Genomic DNA, 17,818 nt, shown 5'->3' on the forward strand with positions numbered 1-17,818 from the left:
CGTAGGAGCGGCCCGCGGCCGCGACGGGCTGCCGCAACGACGGGTGGCCGGAACGATGATCAAGGCCCGCTCGGACTGCACCAGGCGGTGGGTGGTGTAGCGCTCCCCGGTGGCGCTGTTCGTGGTTTTCAGAAGGTTAGAAAGCCCAGGCAGACTCCGTCGGCTTCACTGTGCTCTGGGTGTGCCCGGCCACCGCGTTCCGGCGAATGTCCGGATTCCCACCAAGAACGCTGCATTGCCGGGCCGCACCGTCCCCGGAGACCCTCATCTCTCCGAATGCCCTCGGTCAAGTTTACCGACGCAGCCGAACGGGAAAGGTGCTTCACTCGTCGAGGATACGGGTGAACCGATGCTGCTCGGTGCGGCACTGCAACGCGTCGATGCAGCGTTGCAGCAGGTCCGCCCTGTCAAACTTCCGAAATCGTGAGGATGCACGAGTCACGCTGACCCCAAGCGTGCGCCTTGAGCCTTGTCTCGGCAGCCGTGCAAGTTTATGCTCCGATTAGCTAATTGGAGACTAACCATGCAAACCCAGTTCAACATCCACGAAGCCAAGTCACAGTTATCCCGGCTCATCGAACAGGTGGAGGCCGGTGGCGAGGCCGTCATCGCCCGCGCCGGCAAGCCGGTCGTGCGCTTGGTGCTGGTCGGTGAGGCACCGCAGCGGCGCGTGCTCGGTCGGCTGGAACGCTGCTTCAGTCTGCCTGACAAACATGCACCGCCGATCCCGGAGACCCCGGATGACTTCATCGACGCCGTCGAGGGCCGCTGATGCGGGCGCTGACCGACACCCACATTCTGCTGTGGGTCTTATTACGGCCCGCGCGACTCGATGCAGCGTGCAGAGACGTGCTGGAATCACCCGAGCATCGGGTCTTCTTCAGCGCCGTCAATATCTGGGAGATCGCGATCAAGCGCGCCCTCAACCGCCCGGATTTCGACGTGGAGCCTGATGCAATCCATCGCGCGGCACTCGAAACCGGCTTTCGCGAGCTGCCGATATCCGCCGTCCATGCCGCTGCCGTCCGTCACCTGCCGGCTCACCATCGCGATCCGTTCGACCGCCTGCTGATCGTCCAGGCGCAAACCGAGCCGCTGCTGTTGATGACCGATGACCCGCTGATCAGCCTCTACCCGGTTCAGCGGATTGGCGGGGTCGCAGCCGGCAAGAAGACATAGGCGAACGATCAGGTCTTACCTCCTGCGCGTCTTCGCGCTGAATCTCTCTGGCTTCCCGCGGCCGATGTGACGGGAAGATGAACGACGCCGGCCCATGCCGACACCGCATCATTTGGCTATGTTGTACGCTGGCAGCAGTCCAGCTTTGGCAACCTCTGGTACTTCTTCGCATCGGAACGGCGTGATCCTGCCACCACGCAACGACCGAGACAGAAAAGACGCCGCCGCCTGAACTGTGTTTACCGAATAAGGGGTTCCCTTACCCAGGGAATTCCCTTAGTATCCGGCCACCCGCAAACGACCGACCGACTTCCCACCCCCATTTCGCGGGCAGGAGGGACTGGGTCGGCCCAAATAAACGGTTGGTAGTGATGAAAAAAACCCTGATTATGTCGGCTCTGGCGGCACAGATGCTCGGCACCGCAGTCGCGGCCCGCGCCGCTTTTCCGCAGGAGCAGTCAGGCTCATCCCAGGCCGGTGTGGCCTCCTATTACGCCGACCGCTTCCACGGACGGCGCACCGCCAGCGGCGCCCGCTACGACCGCAATGGGTACAGTGCCGCCCATCGCACGCTCCCTCTGGGAACCCAGGTGCGGGTGACCGATGTCGGCTCCGGCGAGAGCGTGGTGGTGCACATCAACGACCGCGGTCCCTTCGGACGGGGCCGGGTCATCGATCTCTCGCGCGCCGCGGCCTCCGAGATCGGACTCACCCGCAAGGGCGTTGCCAAGGTCCGACTGGAGGTCTTAAAGAAATCCAGGTCTGAACCACTCACCCTGAACGACGTGTTCTGACCTCCCTCAAGCCCGCCTCGCGGTCACTCGCCGACCGCAGACGGGCGACGGGCGATTGCATCATTCACCCGTCTCGCGTAGGCTCTATGCGTGCCAATCTGTCGGATCACCGGATCAGGATTCATCGTGAAGCGCTTGTTCCCCATCGCTGCCGCCGTGTTGTTCGCGGGCCAGGTCCATGCTGCTCTGGTGCTGGGTAATCTGAGCACCACGACGCCTGGTGCGCAGCTCTCTTTCGGCTCGACCACCACCATCAACGAGGTGCAAAGTAAGGCGGTGAGTTTTACCGTCGATGAGAACTTTAGACTTGGCTCCGTGTATCTCGGGCTCTCGAACTTCGATGATGCTGACGTCTTCGACGTCTTCCTGGGCAGCCTGTCCGGAACGGTGATTTCCAAGGTTGCGCAATTGAGCCTGACGGCCCCCGTGCGCTCCCAGGATAATTCCGCGCTGGTTTGGCAGTTCAACCTGACCGGGCTCAGCGAGTTCCTGCTCCAGCCGGGAACCACCTACGCCTTGACGCTCATGGGCGGCAGCACCACCAGCTACACTTGGGGCCGCGAGGGACTGAACCCGATCCCACCGACCGGTCCCGCAAATTTCGGCAACTATTACTTCAGCAGTGATTCAGGCGTAACCTACAACGTCTCGACCGATACACACCTGACCAACTCCTTTGCCATCGACGGCACTCCGCTGCCGCTCCCCGCGCCCATCACCCTGCTGCCTGCCGGCTTGGTCTTACTCGCGTTGCGCCGTCCGCGGTTGCGGGCCAAGGCCTCGATCAAGATTCCGGCCGTGCGCAATCAGGCCATCCTGGCCTGAAACCGTCAGGGCTGGAAGCCCTGACTACGCACGCCGCCGGCCGGGATTACGATCAATGCCCTGGTCAACTAGCGCCTGAGTGATCTACAAAACGCGTGCGACCTGCGGCGAATCGAGGCGACGATTACCCCTTGCGCTCCGCGCGGCGCGGTTCCTTGAAGAGCAGGGGCAGCACCTCCTCGTAGCGTGAGACGAAGTGGATGCGGAATCCCTTGCGGACATGCTCCGGGACTTCATCGAATTCGCCGCGGTTGTCCTCGGGGAGGATGAGTTCGGTGATCCCGGCGCGGCGGGCGGCGATGAGTTTCTCGCGGACGCCGCCGATGGGGAAAACCTCGCCCGTCAGGGTGATTTCACCGGTCATGGCGATGCGCCGCACCGGCTCGTTGCGGGCGAGCGAGAGCAAGGCCGAGGCCATGGTGATGCCGGCGGATGGTCCGTCCTTGGGGGTGGCCCCGGCCGGAACATGCAGGTGGATGAAAGCCTTGTCGAAAAAGGATGGCTCGGCCCCCAAGTCGCGCGCGCGGCTGGCGACATAGGTGTAGGCGATTTCGGCGGACTCCTTCATCACATCACCCAACTGACCGGTGAGTTTGAAGCCGCGGGTCTGTTCATGGGCCCGCACCGCCTCAATGGACAGGGTGGCACCGCCCATGGCGGTCCAGGCGAGACCGGTGACGACGCCGGGGCCGGAGAGTTTACGCTCGTCGCGGAAGACCGGACTGCCCAGATAGCCCTTCAGGTCATCGGGTGTGATGATGATGGGTGTCTCCTGCCCTTCCAGCAGACGCACCGCCACCTTGCGCACGATCTTGCCGAGTTGCTTCTCCAGGCGGCGCACGCCGGCGTCGCGGGCATAGCCGTCGATCAGCGGACGCAGGGTCGCGGTATCGAGTTTGATCGTATCCTTGGCCAGCCCGGCGCGGTCGAGCTGGCGCGGCAGCAGAAACCGCCTGGCGATCTGGAGCTTTTCCTCGGCGATGTAGCCGGCGAGCGAAATCTGCTCCATGCGGTCCAGGAGCGGCCCCGGAATGCTGTCGGTCTGATTGGCGGTGCAGACGAACAGGACCTTGGACAGGTCGAAGCGCAAATCCAGATAGTGGTCGAGGAAGTCCGAGTTCTGCTCCGGGTCCAGCACCTCCAGCAGGGCCGAGGCCGGATCGCCATGGTAGGAGGCGCCGACCTTGTCGATCTCGTCGAGCATGATGACCGGATTGGCGGTGCCGGCGTCCTTGATGGCCTGCAGGAACTTGCCGGGCATGGCACCGATGTAGGTGCGCCGATGGCCCTTGATCTCGGCCTCGTCACGCATGCCGCCCACCGAGAACCGATAGAAGCGTCGACCCAGGGCATCGGCGATCGAGCGGCCGACCGAGGTTTTGCCGACGCCGGGCGGACCGACCAGCAGGATGATGGAGCCGGCGATCTCGCCCTTGTGGATGCCGACCGCCAGGAACTCCAGGATGCGCTCCTTCACATCCGCCAGCCCGTAATGGTCCCGATCCAGAACGCGGCGGGCGCGCTTCAGGTCCAGTTTATCCGCGGAGTGCTGTCCCCAGGGCAAGAGGGTGATCCAGTCGAGATAGTTACGGGTCACCGAGTATTCCGGCGAGCCGGTCTCCAGGATCGCCATCTTCTCGAGTTCCTCGCCGACGCGCTTCTCGGCCTCCTCCGTGAGTGTGAGTTTGGCCAGACGCGCCTTGAACTTATCCACCTCGGCGGTCCGGTCATCCTTGGCCAGCCCCAACTCCTTCTGGATGGCCTTGAGTTGCTCCTTCAAGAAGAATTCACGCTGCTGCTTCTGCATCCGCTCCTCGACCGAGTGGCGGATCTTCTGCTGCGCCTTGGCCAGTTCCAGCTCGTTGTTAAGCAGCACCAGCACTTTTTCCATGCGCGGCAGGAGCGGCACCGCCTCCAAGACCTCCTGTAACTGCTCTTTCTTGGAGGTGGTGAGGCTGGCGGCGAAGTCGGACAGGTGCGATGGATCATCCGGGCCGAAGCGGTCCAGGAACATGCGCAGCTCTTCCACATACAGCGGATTGAGCGGCAGCAGTTCCTTGATGGTATTGATCACCGCCATCGCATAGGCACGCACCTCATCGTCCGGCGGACCGGCGGGCTCCGGCAGGTAGGAGACCCGTGCATTAAAGGGGACCTCGCCATGGACCCAGCCTTCGATATGGAAGCGCTGCAGGCACTCGATCAGGACCTGCAAATGGTCATCCTGACGGTGCACCCGATGCACGCGGCAGGCGGTGCCGACGGTGTAGAAGTCCTTGGAGCCGGCCTCCTCCGAAGTCTCGCTATGGACCAGCACCACGCCGAGAATCTTGTGCTCCGTAGCGCCGACCGCCTCAATGGTGGACGACCAATGCTCCGCGGCCATCATGAGCGGCACGGCTTGACCAGGGAAGAAAGGTCGGGAAGCCACCGGTAATAGATGAATCTGTCCCGGCAGCATGTCACTCGCCCGCGCCAACTGAATCTGCCCGCCCGCCGCTTGGTCAGAGCTATCCTCGACATCGTCGCTTTCCATGTCCAGGCTGTCCGCTACCACGCTGTCCGACTCAGGCATGAAGGTCTCCCGGGCACTGGCCCGTTGCTGATTGAACCCGCGCCCAACCGCACCGCCAGCGGCGCCTGCTTCGGGGGGTAATACCTTGTTATCTATAGGCGGATTTCAGGGCGCGGCGCGGGAATTGCAAGCGGGTTCGGCGTCCGGGCGATGAACGGCGTTGGCCAGCCGGATAAAGCCGGCCACGTCGACCGTCTCCGCCCGTTGCCCTGGATCGATCCCGGCGGCAGCGAACACAGCCGCATCCGCCAACCCCAACAGACTGTTGCGCAAGGTTTTGCGACGCTGGGAAAAGGCCGCGGCGACCAGCCGCGCATGCAGCGCCGGGTCGACCAGGGGGTGCGGCAAGGGCCGCAGCGGTCGCAGACGCAGTAAGGCGGACTCCACCTTGGGAGCCGGGGTGAAGGCGCCCGGACCGATCCGGAACAGCAATTCCGCGTCGCACCAGGTCTGCACCATCACCGTGAGCCGGCCATAGACCTTGTTGCCTGGCTCCGCGGCGATGCGCTCCACCACCTCGCGTTGCAGCATCAGATGCATGTCCGCGATGCACTCGGCCTGTTCGAGAAAGCGGAACATGAGCGGGGTCGAGATGTTGTAGGGCAGATTGCCGACCAGCCGCAACGACGCCGGGCGCGGCGCCAGCGTGCACAGGTCAAAGCGCAGCGCGTCGGCACTGTGGATACGCAGCGTTCCCACCCCGGCCAGGCGCTCCCGCAGCGGTTCGATCAGGTCGCGGTCGAGTTCGATCGCGTCCAGTGAGCCGGCCTGCTCCAGCAGACCCCGGGTCATCGCGCCCTGCCCTGGTCCGATCTCGACCAGAGCCTCCCCAGGGCGCGGACGGATGGCCTCCAGAATGCGGCGGATGGTACCGGGGTCATGAAGGAAGTTCTGGCCGAAACGTTTGCGCGCTTGATGCATACCCTTCAGTGTGGCCGAATCAGCGGCCGGAATCGAGCCTTAATGCAGCGGCCAGCCAAGCCACGCTGGATGCGATCGCCGTCGGACGTGATCACCGGACGTAGGGGGCGGGTTTCAAACCCGCCCCTACACCAAGGGTCGGTCTGGATATCAGGTACGAAGGCGATAATGATCGGCTCAATAGACCCAGGGCACGAACTTGCGGACCCGCAGCGCATAACCGGCGTACTCGGGATGGCGCTCGGTCAGCCAGCCCTCCTCCTTGGCCGCCTTGTAGTCGAAGAACAGAAAACCGAGGATCAGAATCGCCAAGTGACTGAGACTCAGGGTGTAAAAGACCCAACCCAGGGCAACGAACAACTGGCTGCTGTAGAGCGGGTGGCGGATGAGCCCGTACACGCCGGTCGTCACCAACTGGCTGTGGTCCACCGGATAAGGCAAGGGCGTCAGGTACCGGCGAATGCCCAGCGAGCCAAGCGCGCCGAACGCCGCGCCGATGACACCCAGGGTCAGCAGGGCGACCCAACGCGGCTGGATGGTCGCGGCCATCAGGTCCGGCGTCAGCCAGGGATTCCAAACGGGAACCATGACAAAGGCAAAAAGGAGCGCGAACTGGACGGCGACCAGGAGTTCGCCGCGCCGGCCGTGCCAGGAGGCCGCTGGTGTTGACGGGGCGCCGGGGAGCGGATCGGGAGACATGGATCGTCCTGCGGGTAATTGATCAGTAGCCCCAAAGTGCGGGCGCGCGACCGCGAGGCAAGGCGGTCGGCGGCTCGCAGCATTTCCAGACGCCTATAACTGGTCAATAAACCACGCATCGTAGACGCGATACAGGGCGAGCGCGGGCTTGGCGTAGGGGCGGGTTTGAAACCCGCCCCTACATCGTGTTGGACTCCTGTAACCTGTCAATCAACCAAGCATCGTAGACGTGATACAGCGCGAGCGCGGGCTCGATGGCTGCGATAACACGATCGAGATCAATCATGCAAATAATGGCGGAAGAAACCGAGCTTACGAGTGATGACCTCAGTGTTGGGCACGGGCATAGAGAAGCTCCCGCTGTTGATCGCGGATCCACTGGGTATCGGCGTAGAGAAACACGGCGCGGTCCTGCTCCTGATCGAACAGTCCCGGCGTGTCCTCGAAGAGCACGCGGCCCTCACGCATCACCTCGAAAAGAGTCAGTGGCGAGGTCGCCGGCCCGAGCACCAGCAAGTCCAGGGGCGTACCCGCGAGGACGGCATCCAGGTCCGACCACCAGCACCCCTGCGCCAACAGGTCGGGCTGGACGCGGGGCAAGACCGCCAGATCCAGGTCGCGGCCATGGCCATCCCGCGCCACGGAACCGAACAAGACCACCAGCCGCCAGCGATGACGCTCGGCGACCGGTCTGACAGCCGCGCGCAAGGCCGCCGGATCAGGAGCCACGGGCGAATGACTTGGGGTGATCATCAGTGCGGCGGCGGATCGCCCGCGGCAGCCGGAGGCGGTGCTGGCGGCACCACGCCCTCCGTCATGATAGGCTTGATGGCATGGAGGATGTTGGCAAACAGGTGGGGGTGCCCGGATTCCTCCCGCGCCAGCAGCGCTTTCATGTACTCCCGACGCGTCGGCATGGAAAAACAGGCCGGGCAACTGTCGGGCACCACCGGCAATCCGGCCGCGCGGGCAAAATCCGCCGTCTGGCGCTCGCGGCAATAGGCGAGCGGACGGATGATGCGAATATCCCCCGCATCGTTGACATAATGTGCCTTCATGGTGCGCAACTGGCCGCCGTGGAAGAGCGACATCAGAAGGCTCTCGGCCAGATCGTCCAGATGCTGGCCCAGCGCCAGGACGTTGTATCCCTGCTCACGGCAGATGCGGTACATGATCCCCCGCTTCATGCGCGAACAGTAGGCACAGAACGAATCGCCGTCCATGTGGGTGCGGGCCTGCTCCATGAGCGGCTGGCGCTCGTAGTACCCAACGAGCCCCAGGCGCGCGTAAAAATCCGGCAAGTGCGATGGATCGAATCCAGGCACCTGCGGATCGACCGTCAGCGCCGCCAGCGCGAAACGCACCGGCGCATAGGTCTGAAGATGTCGCAGGATCATCAGCAGCGACAGCGAGTCCTTGCCGCCCGAGACACCGAGCAGGATGCGGTCACCATCGCGGATCATACCGAAGTCGGCAATCGCACGGCCAACCTGACGCAACAGGGATTTCGGCGGCTTGGGGAAAGACTCGGTCATGACTGGCAACACACTGTTTTCATGCGATGGTCAAGGCCAGCTTGCCGGTCACATGGCCGCCCTCGATCAGCCGATGGGCCTCCTGCACCTGCGCCAACGGGAAGGTCTGCGAGACATGAATCCGCAATTCCTCCTCATCGATCATCTTGCCGCAGCGACGCAGGATCTCACCCTGATGGGCACGCGCCCGCGGCAGATCGCGCAGTTGCGGCGTCAGCATCAGTTCCAGGCTGATGCGCAGGTTGCGGTTGCGCGCCTCCTTCAGGTCCAGGTCCGGCCCCGGGTCCAGAATGGTCACCAGATTGCCGTAGGCCGCCATCGCCGGAATGCTGGCACGGAAACACGCGGGTCCCACGGTGTCGAGGGCGACGTCCACCCCGCGCCCGCCGGTCCAGTCCATCACCGCCTCGACCAGATTCTCCTCGTGGTAATTGATGCAGTACTCGGCCCCCAGGGCATGGGCGAAGTCGGCCTTCTCCGGGCTGCTGACCGTGGTGCAGACCCGCGCCCCGGCCGCGCGCGCGAGTTGAATCGCGACATGCCCGACGCCGCCGGCACCGGCATGGATCAGCACTGTTTGATCCGGCAGCAAACCGGCCCGGTCAGCCAAGGCCTCCCAGGCGGTGAGCAGCACCAACGGGGCCGCGGCGGCCTCGACGAAACTGATCCCGCGCGGCTTCGCCTGAGCGAACTGATTGTCCAAACAGATGTAGTCTGCGTAGTTACCGACCGGCCCGCCCAGTCCGCCGTGACAGAACCAGACCTCGTCACCAACCTTGAAGCGGGCGACCTCGGCGCCGACCGCCTCCACCACGCCGGACCCGTCGCAGCCCAGGACGGCCGGCAGCCCGTCGGGGAGGAGTGGTCCGCGAGCGCGGATCTTGGTATCAACCGGATTGATCCCGGCCGCCGCCAGCCGCACCAGAATATCGGTCGGGGTCGTCAGCTCCGGCCGCGGACGCTCCGTCAACTGAAGCACCGCGGGTCCACCCGTTTCACGCATTTCGATGACTTTCATATGAATACTCCCCTCGCGTCATTGTCAGGTTCCGGAGCAACCAGCGCCGCGCGCTGCACTCCCCATGCGGCAGAATGTCGCGCCAAGCGCCTCAGAAGCAACAGTAGCCTTGAGCGCACCTGTCTGACAACAGCAAGACGGGTACAATTCGGCAACACGCAGACCAGAGGACCAAGACCATGAGCGACCCGACGGACCTTGATGACCTGAACGGCCAGATCGCCGAACTCCAGGCCCAGATCGCCCGGTCGGCGGTGGTCCGGCAGCAGTTGATGGCCACCCAGGACGACTTGCACCGCACGCTGGAGCGTTTCGCGGGCATCCAGTCCTACAACACCCGCGCCATCGCCGTGCGTGACCAAGGAGTATTTGCCGAAATTACGGCCGAAGCGGTGATGGAGTTGTTCGACCTCAGCTTCGGGCTCCTATGGCTGACGGCACCCGACAGCACCCTCGCGGACCACCCGGCCGCCGCCGTCGGAATCGCGCCCGCAACCATCGACGCCGCCGCGCTGGGCACACTGCTCGCCGACGCGCGTTTTCGGCGCGACCACACCGGATGGTGGGGTCCGGAAGCGCATCCCCTGCTGCGGGACCTGGGGTTGCGGCAACTGGTCGCGAGCGCCTGTATCGGCCCCAGCGAGACCCGCTTCGCCTTGGTCCTCGGCGGGGTCACGGCGCGCGAAAACACCGGCTGCCGCGAACTGACCGCCACGCAACTCGAGTCATTCACCGTCTTCGCCCAGCAAATCGGCGCCCTGCTCCAGAACCGCAGCGATCAGGCCCTGATCGAAGCCCAGCGCGAGCGGGCCGAGGCCGCCAGCCGGGCCAAGAGCGAGTTCCTGGCCACCGTCAGCCATGAACTGTACACCCCAATGAACGGCGTACTCGGCATGCTGCATCTCCTGCAGTCCAACGACCCCACGCCGGAACAGGCCAGACACATCGTCCTGGCGCAGCAAGCCGGCGAGCGGCTGCTGCACATCATCCAGGACATGCTCGATATGTCGTCGCTCGAAGCGGGCGCGCTGGAACCGCGCTATGCCCCACTGGAACCCGGTGCCGAACTTCAGTCGGCGGCGGAGTCGCTGCGTGACCGTTGTACAGCCAAAGGCTTGAACCTGGTGATCACGCGTGACCCGGCACTGCCCGCGCACCTGCTGGGAGACGCGCGGCGGTTGCGCCAGATTGCCACCAACCTGATCGACAACGCGATCAAATTCACCGACCGGGGTACCGTGACCGTGACCATCGGCGGCGCCCCCCTGAGTGCCGATCGCTACGAACTGGTGCTTACGGTGTCCGATACGGGAATCGGGATCAGCACCGAGATCCAAACCCGACTCTTCACCCCCTTCACCCAGGCCGACGCCTCATTCACCCGACGCCACGGCGGCGCCGGGCTCGGACTCGCGATCTGCCGCCGACTGCTGGACCTCATGGGCGGTCGCATCAGCGTGGACAGCCAGCCCGATCAGGGGGCCTGTTTCAAGGTCCAGGTGCCCTTGACCGTCAGTCACACGGCGGACGCCGCACCGCGATCCCCGGCACCGGCCGCGGTGTCGGCCGCGCCGCGGCGGGTTCTGCTGGTCGAGGACAATCTGGTTGGTCAGAAGGTGGCGGCGGCCATGCTCGAACGGCTCGGCTGTTCCACGATCATTGCAGCCAACGGACTGGAGGCGCTCGACACCTTTGGCCTGGGCGGCATCGATGTCGTCCTGATGGATGTCCAGATGCCGATCATGGACGGCTTCGAAGCCACGCGCCTGCTGCGTGAACTGGAGGCCGATCGGGGCTGGCCGCGCACCCCGGTGCTGGCCCTCACCGCCAATACGCATGACACGGACCGCAACGCCTGTCTGGCGGCCGACATGGACGACTTTGTCGCCAAGCCGATGACCAAGGCGGGGCTCCAAGACGCCCTGCGGCGGTGGGTGGAACTCTGATGGTCAGTTCAGTTTCATCAGGCATCCGTCAGGTTGATAGCACAGGGCGCAGATCGCCAGGTCGGTCAAGGGCACCAGATCGGGTTTGGCCGCGTCCGCGTCCAGGTAGACAACGTCGATGGTACGCACCGCACGCCCGCCCCCGTCGCGGCCGCTGGCGCGCAGTTCATGGAGCATCTGCAACTCACCCATTGTCAGCCCACGTCCGCTGGTCATGGCGGTAAACTCGACCCGCTCCGAGGCCGGGTCATAACCGACGAAGTTCAGAGATGCGTGGGGCGCGGCGAGCCAACGGCGGTTCCAATCGGTCAGCACCGCGCGATGCCAGAGGGTCTGACCGACCCGAGCCGCACGCGCCAGCCGTAACTGACCATCGAGAACCGACTCGACCCACTGCGGCTCCGTGACCCGGTCCGCGGCGCGGATCACGATCTTGTGGTTCCCGCTCGCCTGCGTATCGTCCCAGGCCCGCTCGAATGCGCGTCGATCCGCGCCGTAGTATTCCGCAATCTGGGCATCGGTCGTCATCCAGAGGTGGCGCATTCGCGCAATCGGCGGCTCGGGAATGAAGAAACCACCAACCGAAGGCGAACGCACGACCTCGGCGGCGAGCGTCGGCAGCGCCGGGACTAGATAATGTGCGATTACGAGTGCGTGGGCAAGCCAGCGCCGCATCGCCGCCTCGCCTGCTCGGGCAAAGCACATTGAATCGATCATCCACCCATTGCCTTGACGAGCGGCGATGACTTCCAAACCGCTGTCATAGGTCAGTTCCAGGAAGCCGTCATCGATTCCCGCAAGATCACCGTGCAGGATTTGATCAAGGGATGAGCGCCCCTGCGACGACGGCGACGGTTGGCCCGCCAGACGCCATGTTCGAAGCGTAGCGCCCACGGCGGCGGCATCAACGAGTGCGTCGGCCAGCGTCGGCAACGGAGTTCCTGTCGGGTGGACGGTCAGCAGACGCAGATATTCAGGCAGTGAGTCGTCTGGATTCATGGTGGGCTCAAAGTGAGTACATGGTCATCAAGGAATCGGAACGGCGGAGGCTGCGGGGCTCGGCGTCAACAACTGGCGAGCGCCCTTCGCATCGTAAGCACCCACATGAATTCCGCCGGGATGACGGCCCAAGAGCGGTCTTATCAAAGGATCTTCCCTCATCTGCTTCAGCGCCTTTCCGGCATCCTCAGCACTGGAGAACATGATGATGAGTCCATCATAGTCGCTGGCTTTCGCCGCGTCTGGAGCAAGACGCAGCCCGCGGCCCGGGGCGGCAGTGCGAGCATAGTCGCGCATTTGTTCAAGCACAAAGGCACCAGGGCCGGTCTTGTCCTCAACGGCGAAACGCCCCTTGGGCAGCCATCCGGGCACATCGGCCTTCTGTCGCACCACATCATCCGGCGTGCGCTTTGCAGTCGTAGTGGCAAACTCCGGATGCCTGAAGGGCTCCACCGGCAGGCCGACCTCAATCCCGCCCTCGGCCCGCCACATCGCCTTGCGGAACTCGGTGAACAGCTCGCCTCTGGAGCGGTTGTCCGGCAGGGCCGCGAGTAGCGCCTGCAACGTCTCCATGCGCTGGGCACCATCGCCCACTGCTGCCGCCACGTCCGCCGCCTCCGCACGCAGGGCGCCGCGGAAACTGCTCAAGGCGCCGTCGGTCATGCCGCCGACCCCGCGCGGCAGGCCGCGCACCGCGTTCAACTGGGGGATGGACCGCTGCGACCGGTTGACCAGTTCCTCGACGAAGCCCGCCCAGCCCAGCAACAGGCCGGCATCCGCCGGACCCATGGCGCCATCCTTCACCAGGCCTTCCAGATGCGTGCGGAACGGGCTCTTAAGAAGGCGCTGGGCGTTCACCAAATCCGTCCCCGTCAGCCGTCCAGCCGCTATGGCGGCTCGCTGACGCCCGAGCCCCTCCTGCTCTGCCTGCCAGGCGAGTGCCGCGTCCCGGCGCAGGTCCTCATGGTTGCGGACGCCGCCACGTCCGCGCGTGATCAGTCCGTCCGGACCGATCGACAGGTGGGGCAATACGCCCTCCGGCGCACCTGGCGGGCGCTGGATGCGAATGATACGGCCGCCTTGGTCGCGATGAATCGAATAACCGGCCGTTTGTAACTTGGCCTCGACCTCGCCCGGCAGTTTCCCCTCGAAGCCGGCGAGGATCTTTTCCTGCGCCGTGGTCAGGTTGGCTTCGACCGGCTTCGCCGCCGTCCCGCGGGCATAGAAGCGCGGGGGCGAGGGGTCGTCCAGCCGCAAACCGCGGGCGTCGATGGACTCCGGCTTCAACAGGGCACGATCGAGCTCCTCGATCCGGCGATTGATGAGGAACAGATTGTCGTCCGCCGCCAGCCACTCGCCCTCGGCCAGGGCATCACCCGCCCGGGCCCGGACCTCGACGTCGCGCAGGATGCCGCGTTGCGCGTCGGCCTCGACGATCAGATGCTCGCGCGCCAGGCGGGCGCGGTCGGCCGGCCCCATCCCGCGCCAGGTGGTGTCGTCCACCGCCATGACCCGCGTCATGCGCTCCCGCATCAGGGGGTCCTGCTGCCACTGCATCAGGTGCTGGATCTCCTCCCGCACGGCGGTCGGCGGAGAGCCGCGCCGCACATAGACCCGTGGGCTGCCGTTCTCGATGGCGAACACCGCGTGGGCGCGCGGGTCCGCCGCGTGGCTCAGGAACTCCTGCTCATCCACCTCCACGACTTGACGGGCCAGGACGCTCGCGTCGCGCTCACCGATATCGAGCCCCGTGCGCACCAGGTGCAGGCGCCGCAAGGCCGAATTCAGGGCCTCGGCATCCGCCGCGGCAAGCCCGCCAACACGCCGCAGGGCCGCTTGGGCACCGTCGATATCCCCCGTGGCGGCCTGGCGGCTGGCGGCCTGGATCGCCGCCAGGGCGTCGTCGCTGAGTGCTTCCGGGTGCTGCACACCCGCATCCGCCAGCAGGCGTCCCAGGGCCTCCGCCTCCTGCCCGCCGAGACGCGTAACCATACGCTGCACTGCATGACCGATGGCGCCGCCCAGGGCACCGCCCGCGGCACCCATCGACGCGCCGCGCGCCAGGGCCGCCAGCAAGGCGGCGATCGCCGCGGCCACGCCGCGGTTCCAGGTCGCCTCATCAATGGCGGTCTGAAACAGCTCCCCGGCCGCACCGCCGATGGCACCGTCGATCGCGCCCTCGGCCATGGCCGCGCCCAGGCCCCCGGTGGCCGTTCGCACCGCCTGGCCGCCGGCCGCCCGCGCGGCCTGACCGGCGGCACGCCCGGCGGTGGCCCCATGCACAAGCTCCGCCGCCAACGCGGCGCTGGCCACCGCCACCGCGCCCTCCACCGCGCCGGTGGAGACATCGGTCAGCACCTCGGCGTCCGTGGACTCCCCGCGGATCGCTGCGCCGGTGAGACCCGCCGCCGCGCCCCCGGCGAAGCCGGCCAGGGCCGCGATCGCCACCGGCCCCAGGGTGCCGCCGCTCAGCGCGGTGACGACCACGGTCCCGACCACAGCCGCGACCAGCATCCCGGCGGTCGAGGCAAAAGCCCGATTCGTGGGTGCGAAGACCTCGAGCGCCCGCAGGGTGCGATGATAGAGATCCGCGAGTTGAGCCAGCTCGGCGCGTCCGACGCCGCCTGGACGAACCCGGTCGTAGAGAACGCGAAACTGGGTGGCATTCTCGTCGACCGTCGGACCGGCCCAGCTCAGCAGGTCGGAGACGGCGGAGGCCGAAGGCCGCAAGGCGGTCAAACGGTCCTCCAACCGAAAGTGCATGAAGTCCGCTTCCGAGGTCGGATCCTGGGGGCCTGGGGTCGTACCCAGCACGTCCGGATCCCCAAAGGCGACCGCCTCGAAGGCCGCCCGCAGGTCGTGGTCGCGGTCTCCGATCTCCTCGGCCGCCTGACGAGCGGCGACGAAGCGCTCGGCCAAGGCGCGGTCGGCGGGTGTCACCTCGAGTGTCGGGTCCGCATCGAGTCGGCGGCGGATCACCATCCCCCGGCGCAGCTCCGCTTGGGCCTCCGGGCTGCGGGCGATGACTTCGATGAACGCACGGGGGTCGGCAACGCGCAAGGTCGGCCGGCCGTCGCGCACGACCCACGTGGTCGCGTCCTCCCGAAGCAAGGTTGCGGCCTCGCCCGCCAGTCCGCGGCGCAATCGCAGCCCCTGTATCGTCTCGGTGACGGTCCCGCGCTCAAGCCTGCGGAGCAAGTCGATCAACGGCGGGCGCGGCCGCTTATCGTCGGGCGCCGGGGGGGCCGCCATCAGGTTGGCGAGGCGCTGGCGCCGTTCCGCGGGCATGCGCAACAGCAGCGACCACACGCGGGCGCTCTCGCCCCGCTCCCAGCTCTGTTCGATGTCATAGGCATCGAGCAAGGCTTGTTGGTCCTTCAGAAAATCGGTGTTCGCCAATTCCTGATTGCCCTCGTAGAGGGCGGCCAGCAGCAAATTCTGCTGGGCGGGGCTCGGATTGATGCCCATCACCTGGGTGACCTTCGACTGATACCAGGGCGATTGGGTCACGGTGAGGCGACGCGCCGCGGGGATGCGCCGCATCCAGGCCAGCAACTCGGTGAAGTTCGCCACCTTGTTGACGGTGAACTGGGCGGTCTGCTCGGCGGACGCGCCAAGCCCGGCCAGGGTCGCCTCGCCCGTCTCATGCGCGGCAAAGTAGAGCGACTGAACCAGCCCCTGCTCATGGAACCGCTGCTCGAGGGCGGCAAGCTCCGCGGTCCTGCGGTTGCGCTCCTCGCTCGATGCCGGCGGCAGTGCGTCGAGCCGGGCGCGCGCCTGGGCGATCATGGCCCCGACCCGACCGGCAGCATGCTCCAGCATCGCCGCAGACAGATCGCCAGTGCCGGACCCGGCACCGCGCAGGGCGCGTTCGAGGGCCGTCGCGTCGTCCGGCTCGGCGGTGATCGCCCGCAGGTCGCCGATGGTGGCCCCGAGCCGCGGCCAGGCGCCACCGTTGAGCCGGACACGCAGTTCGTGCCGCTGCGCCGCATTCAGGTCGGCGATGGCCAGGTAGGCGTCGCGGACCCGTCCGGCCGCCTCCGCCGCGCTGATCCGCGTGTAGGCGTAAGCGACCCGCTGGCGGGCGACGGCATCGATCGGGGCGGGTGAGCCCGGAGGCAACGCCGGCCGGGCCGCGCGGGCCCGCTCCGCCTTGCCAAGGAGGAGTTGCGTCGCGCGGTACTGGCCGTCTGCATCCATGGCACCGGCGATGGCCGCCTGGACGTCCGTCCACGATGCCCGCGGCGGGGCCGCGGGGGGATTGACGGCGGGCACCGCGGCGGCGGCCGGCGCGGGAACGCCCGCGGACTCCTCGATCATCCGCAACACGTCGGCGTCCGGCCAGCGCTCCAGGGTCTCCATGATGCCGATCTGGTCATGGATCAGGATACCGGTACGGGTCTGGATGTTCTCGGCCAGGGTCAACTGGGCGCCGAGATAACCGCGTGCCGTGCCCCAGTCAGAATCGCCCAGCGCGCTCTTCAAATCCGGGAAAAAGCGAGGGCCGTAGTCCGCCCGCAACTGCGCCATGTCCGGGGGGTTCGCATTCTCCTTGAGTATCGCCAGTACCTCCCCGAGATCGAGCCCTTTGAATGGATCGGGCGTGAGCGCCCGGCGCAGTTCCGTCGCCCCGCGACGACGCGGCGGTGTGTCAAAGAGCCAGACCGCGGGCGCCCGTCCCTGGACCGCCGCCCGGCCCGCCGAAGCGTCCATTGCCACCCGCCGCGCCTCGGCTTCGAGTGCGGCGCGCCCATCCACCGACCCCGCCCCGCCTCGACGCGCCTGCAACACATGGGTCATTTCATGGGCCATCAGCGACAGGGGCGGCGCGCGCCCGGCGATCTCCAGCCGCGACTCACGGGTCGCCGCCCGTGCCGCTGGGCGGCCGCCGGGCGCGGGCACGCCCAAGACGACGCTGACGCCACCCAGCGGCTCGCCGAACAGACGTTCCAACGCAGTTTGATGGGGCAAAAATCCACCCCGCCCGGCGCCGGAGTACGCGACCCCTGGATGGGCGACCGGGCCTGGGCTCAAGCGCCGTTCCAGGTAGTCGGACGGGATACCGGTGGACGCCGCCTGGGGGAGTGCCCACTCCGCCGCCGGGACGGGCGACGCCGACCAACGCACCGCGCCGGATGCCCCGCGCGCGGCCCCGGCGCAGGCGGGGCAAAGACCGGAGTTCGCAGCGCAAGCCGTGCATGTGACCCCAGCCACATCGCCGACGCGCCCGGCAGGCGTCTCTGCCGTACCCCCTCGCTCCCTGGGCCGTTCGGTGACGACCCGTTTGCCCAGGTCCGGCGCGACGGCACGCTCGGCAGCCATGACCT

13 protein-coding genes are annotated in these 17,818 nt (G+C 66.4%); 5 read left to right on the top strand and 8 right to left on the bottom strand.

Annotated elements, in window-relative coordinates; genetic code table 11:
- Positions 1-523 precede the first annotated feature (523 nt).
- The 4 genes from QZY03_RS05570 to QZY03_RS05585 all read left to right on the top strand — a co-directional run bounded on the left by QZY03_RS05570 (position 524) and on the right by QZY03_RS05585 (position 2,798).
- Positions 524-772 carry a type II toxin-antitoxin system Phd/YefM family antitoxin gene (locus QZY03_RS05570; RefSeq protein ID WP_295578881.1) on the top strand — a complete coding sequence of 83 codons (249 nt, stop codon included), beginning with the start codon at positions 524-526 and terminating at the stop codon, positions 770-772.
- Positions 772-1,179: a type II toxin-antitoxin system VapC family toxin gene (locus QZY03_RS05575; protein ID WP_295578884.1), complete on the top strand. Its 408-nt coding sequence runs from the start codon at positions 772-774 to the stop codon at positions 1,177-1,179. Before QZY03_RS05570 ends, QZY03_RS05575 begins: the two co-directional genes overlap by 1 nt.
- 371 nt (positions 1,180-1,550) lie before the next feature.
- The gene (locus QZY03_RS05580; RefSeq protein WP_295578886.1) at positions 1,551-1,973 is read left to right on the top strand and encodes a septal ring lytic transglycosylase RlpA family protein; all 423 of its coding nucleotides are present in this window, start codon (positions 1,551-1,553) and stop codon (positions 1,971-1,973) included.
- Positions 1,974-2,099: 126 nt separating this feature from the next.
- Positions 2,100-2,798, top strand: coding sequence for a choice-of-anchor R domain-containing protein (locus tag QZY03_RS05585; protein WP_295578888.1), 699 nt, complete (start codon positions 2,100-2,102; stop codon positions 2,796-2,798).
- A 124-nt stretch (positions 2,799-2,922) separates the two neighbouring features.
- Here the strand turns inward: QZY03_RS05585 and lon are convergent, their stop codons facing one another.
- From lon to QZY03_RS05615, 6 genes are all read right to left on the bottom strand, one after another.
- Positions 2,923-5,334 (bottom strand): endopeptidase La, encoded by a 2,412-nt coding sequence (lon, locus tag QZY03_RS05590; protein ID WP_295578968.1) that lies wholly within the window; start codon positions 5,332-5,334, stop codon positions 2,923-2,925.
- Between the two features lie 144 nt (positions 5,335-5,478).
- Positions 5,479-6,294, bottom strand: coding sequence for a 16S rRNA (adenine(1518)-N(6)/adenine(1519)-N(6))-dimethyltransferase RsmA (gene rsmA, locus QZY03_RS05595; RefSeq protein WP_295578890.1), 816 nt, complete (start codon positions 6,292-6,294; stop codon positions 5,479-5,481).
- A gap of 177 nt (positions 6,295-6,471) precedes the next feature.
- Positions 6,472-6,993, bottom strand: a complete 522-nt coding sequence (locus QZY03_RS05600; protein ID WP_295578892.1) for an isoprenylcysteine carboxylmethyltransferase family protein — start codon at positions 6,991-6,993, stop codon at positions 6,472-6,474.
- Between the two features lie 327 nt (positions 6,994-7,320).
- Complete coding sequence (locus tag QZY03_RS05605) at positions 7,321-7,722, bottom strand: nucleotidyltransferase domain-containing protein (protein WP_295578894.1); 402 nt, start codon at positions 7,720-7,722, stop codon at positions 7,321-7,323.
- A gap of 23 nt (positions 7,723-7,745) precedes the next feature.
- Positions 7,746-8,528, bottom strand: coding sequence for an ATP-binding protein (locus QZY03_RS05610; protein WP_295578896.1), 783 nt, complete (start codon positions 8,526-8,528; stop codon positions 7,746-7,748).
- A 19-nt stretch (positions 8,529-8,547) separates the two neighbouring features.
- Positions 8,548-9,546, bottom strand: coding sequence for a zinc-dependent alcohol dehydrogenase family protein (locus QZY03_RS05615; protein WP_295578899.1), 999 nt, complete (start codon positions 9,544-9,546; stop codon positions 8,548-8,550).
- A gap of 179 nt (positions 9,547-9,725) precedes the next feature.
- On the opposite strand from QZY03_RS05615, the gene QZY03_RS05620 reads away from it, so the two are divergent.
- The gene (locus QZY03_RS05620; RefSeq protein ID WP_295578901.1) at positions 9,726-11,492 is read left to right on the top strand and encodes an ATP-binding protein; all 1,767 of its coding nucleotides are present in this window, start codon (positions 9,726-9,728) and stop codon (positions 11,490-11,492) included.
- Positions 11,493-11,495: 3 nt separating this feature from the next.
- On the opposite strand, the gene QZY03_RS05625 is transcribed toward QZY03_RS05620, so the two are convergent.
- Both QZY03_RS05625 and QZY03_RS05630 read right to left on the bottom strand, forming a co-directional pair.
- A complete protein-coding gene (locus tag QZY03_RS05625) occupies positions 11,496-12,491 on the bottom strand; it encodes a hypothetical protein (protein ID WP_295578903.1) in 996 nt (331 codons plus the stop codon).
- Between the two features lie 27 nt (positions 12,492-12,518).
- Complete coding sequence (locus tag QZY03_RS05630) at positions 12,519-17,813, bottom strand: hypothetical protein (protein ID WP_295578905.1); 5,295 nt, start codon at positions 17,811-17,813, stop codon at positions 12,519-12,521.
- Between the last annotated feature and the right edge of the window lie 5 nt (positions 17,814-17,818).

The organism is uncultured Lamprocystis sp., assembly GCF_903933125.1.
Lineage (GTDB): Bacteria > Pseudomonadota > Gammaproteobacteria > Chromatiales > Chromatiaceae > Thiodictyon.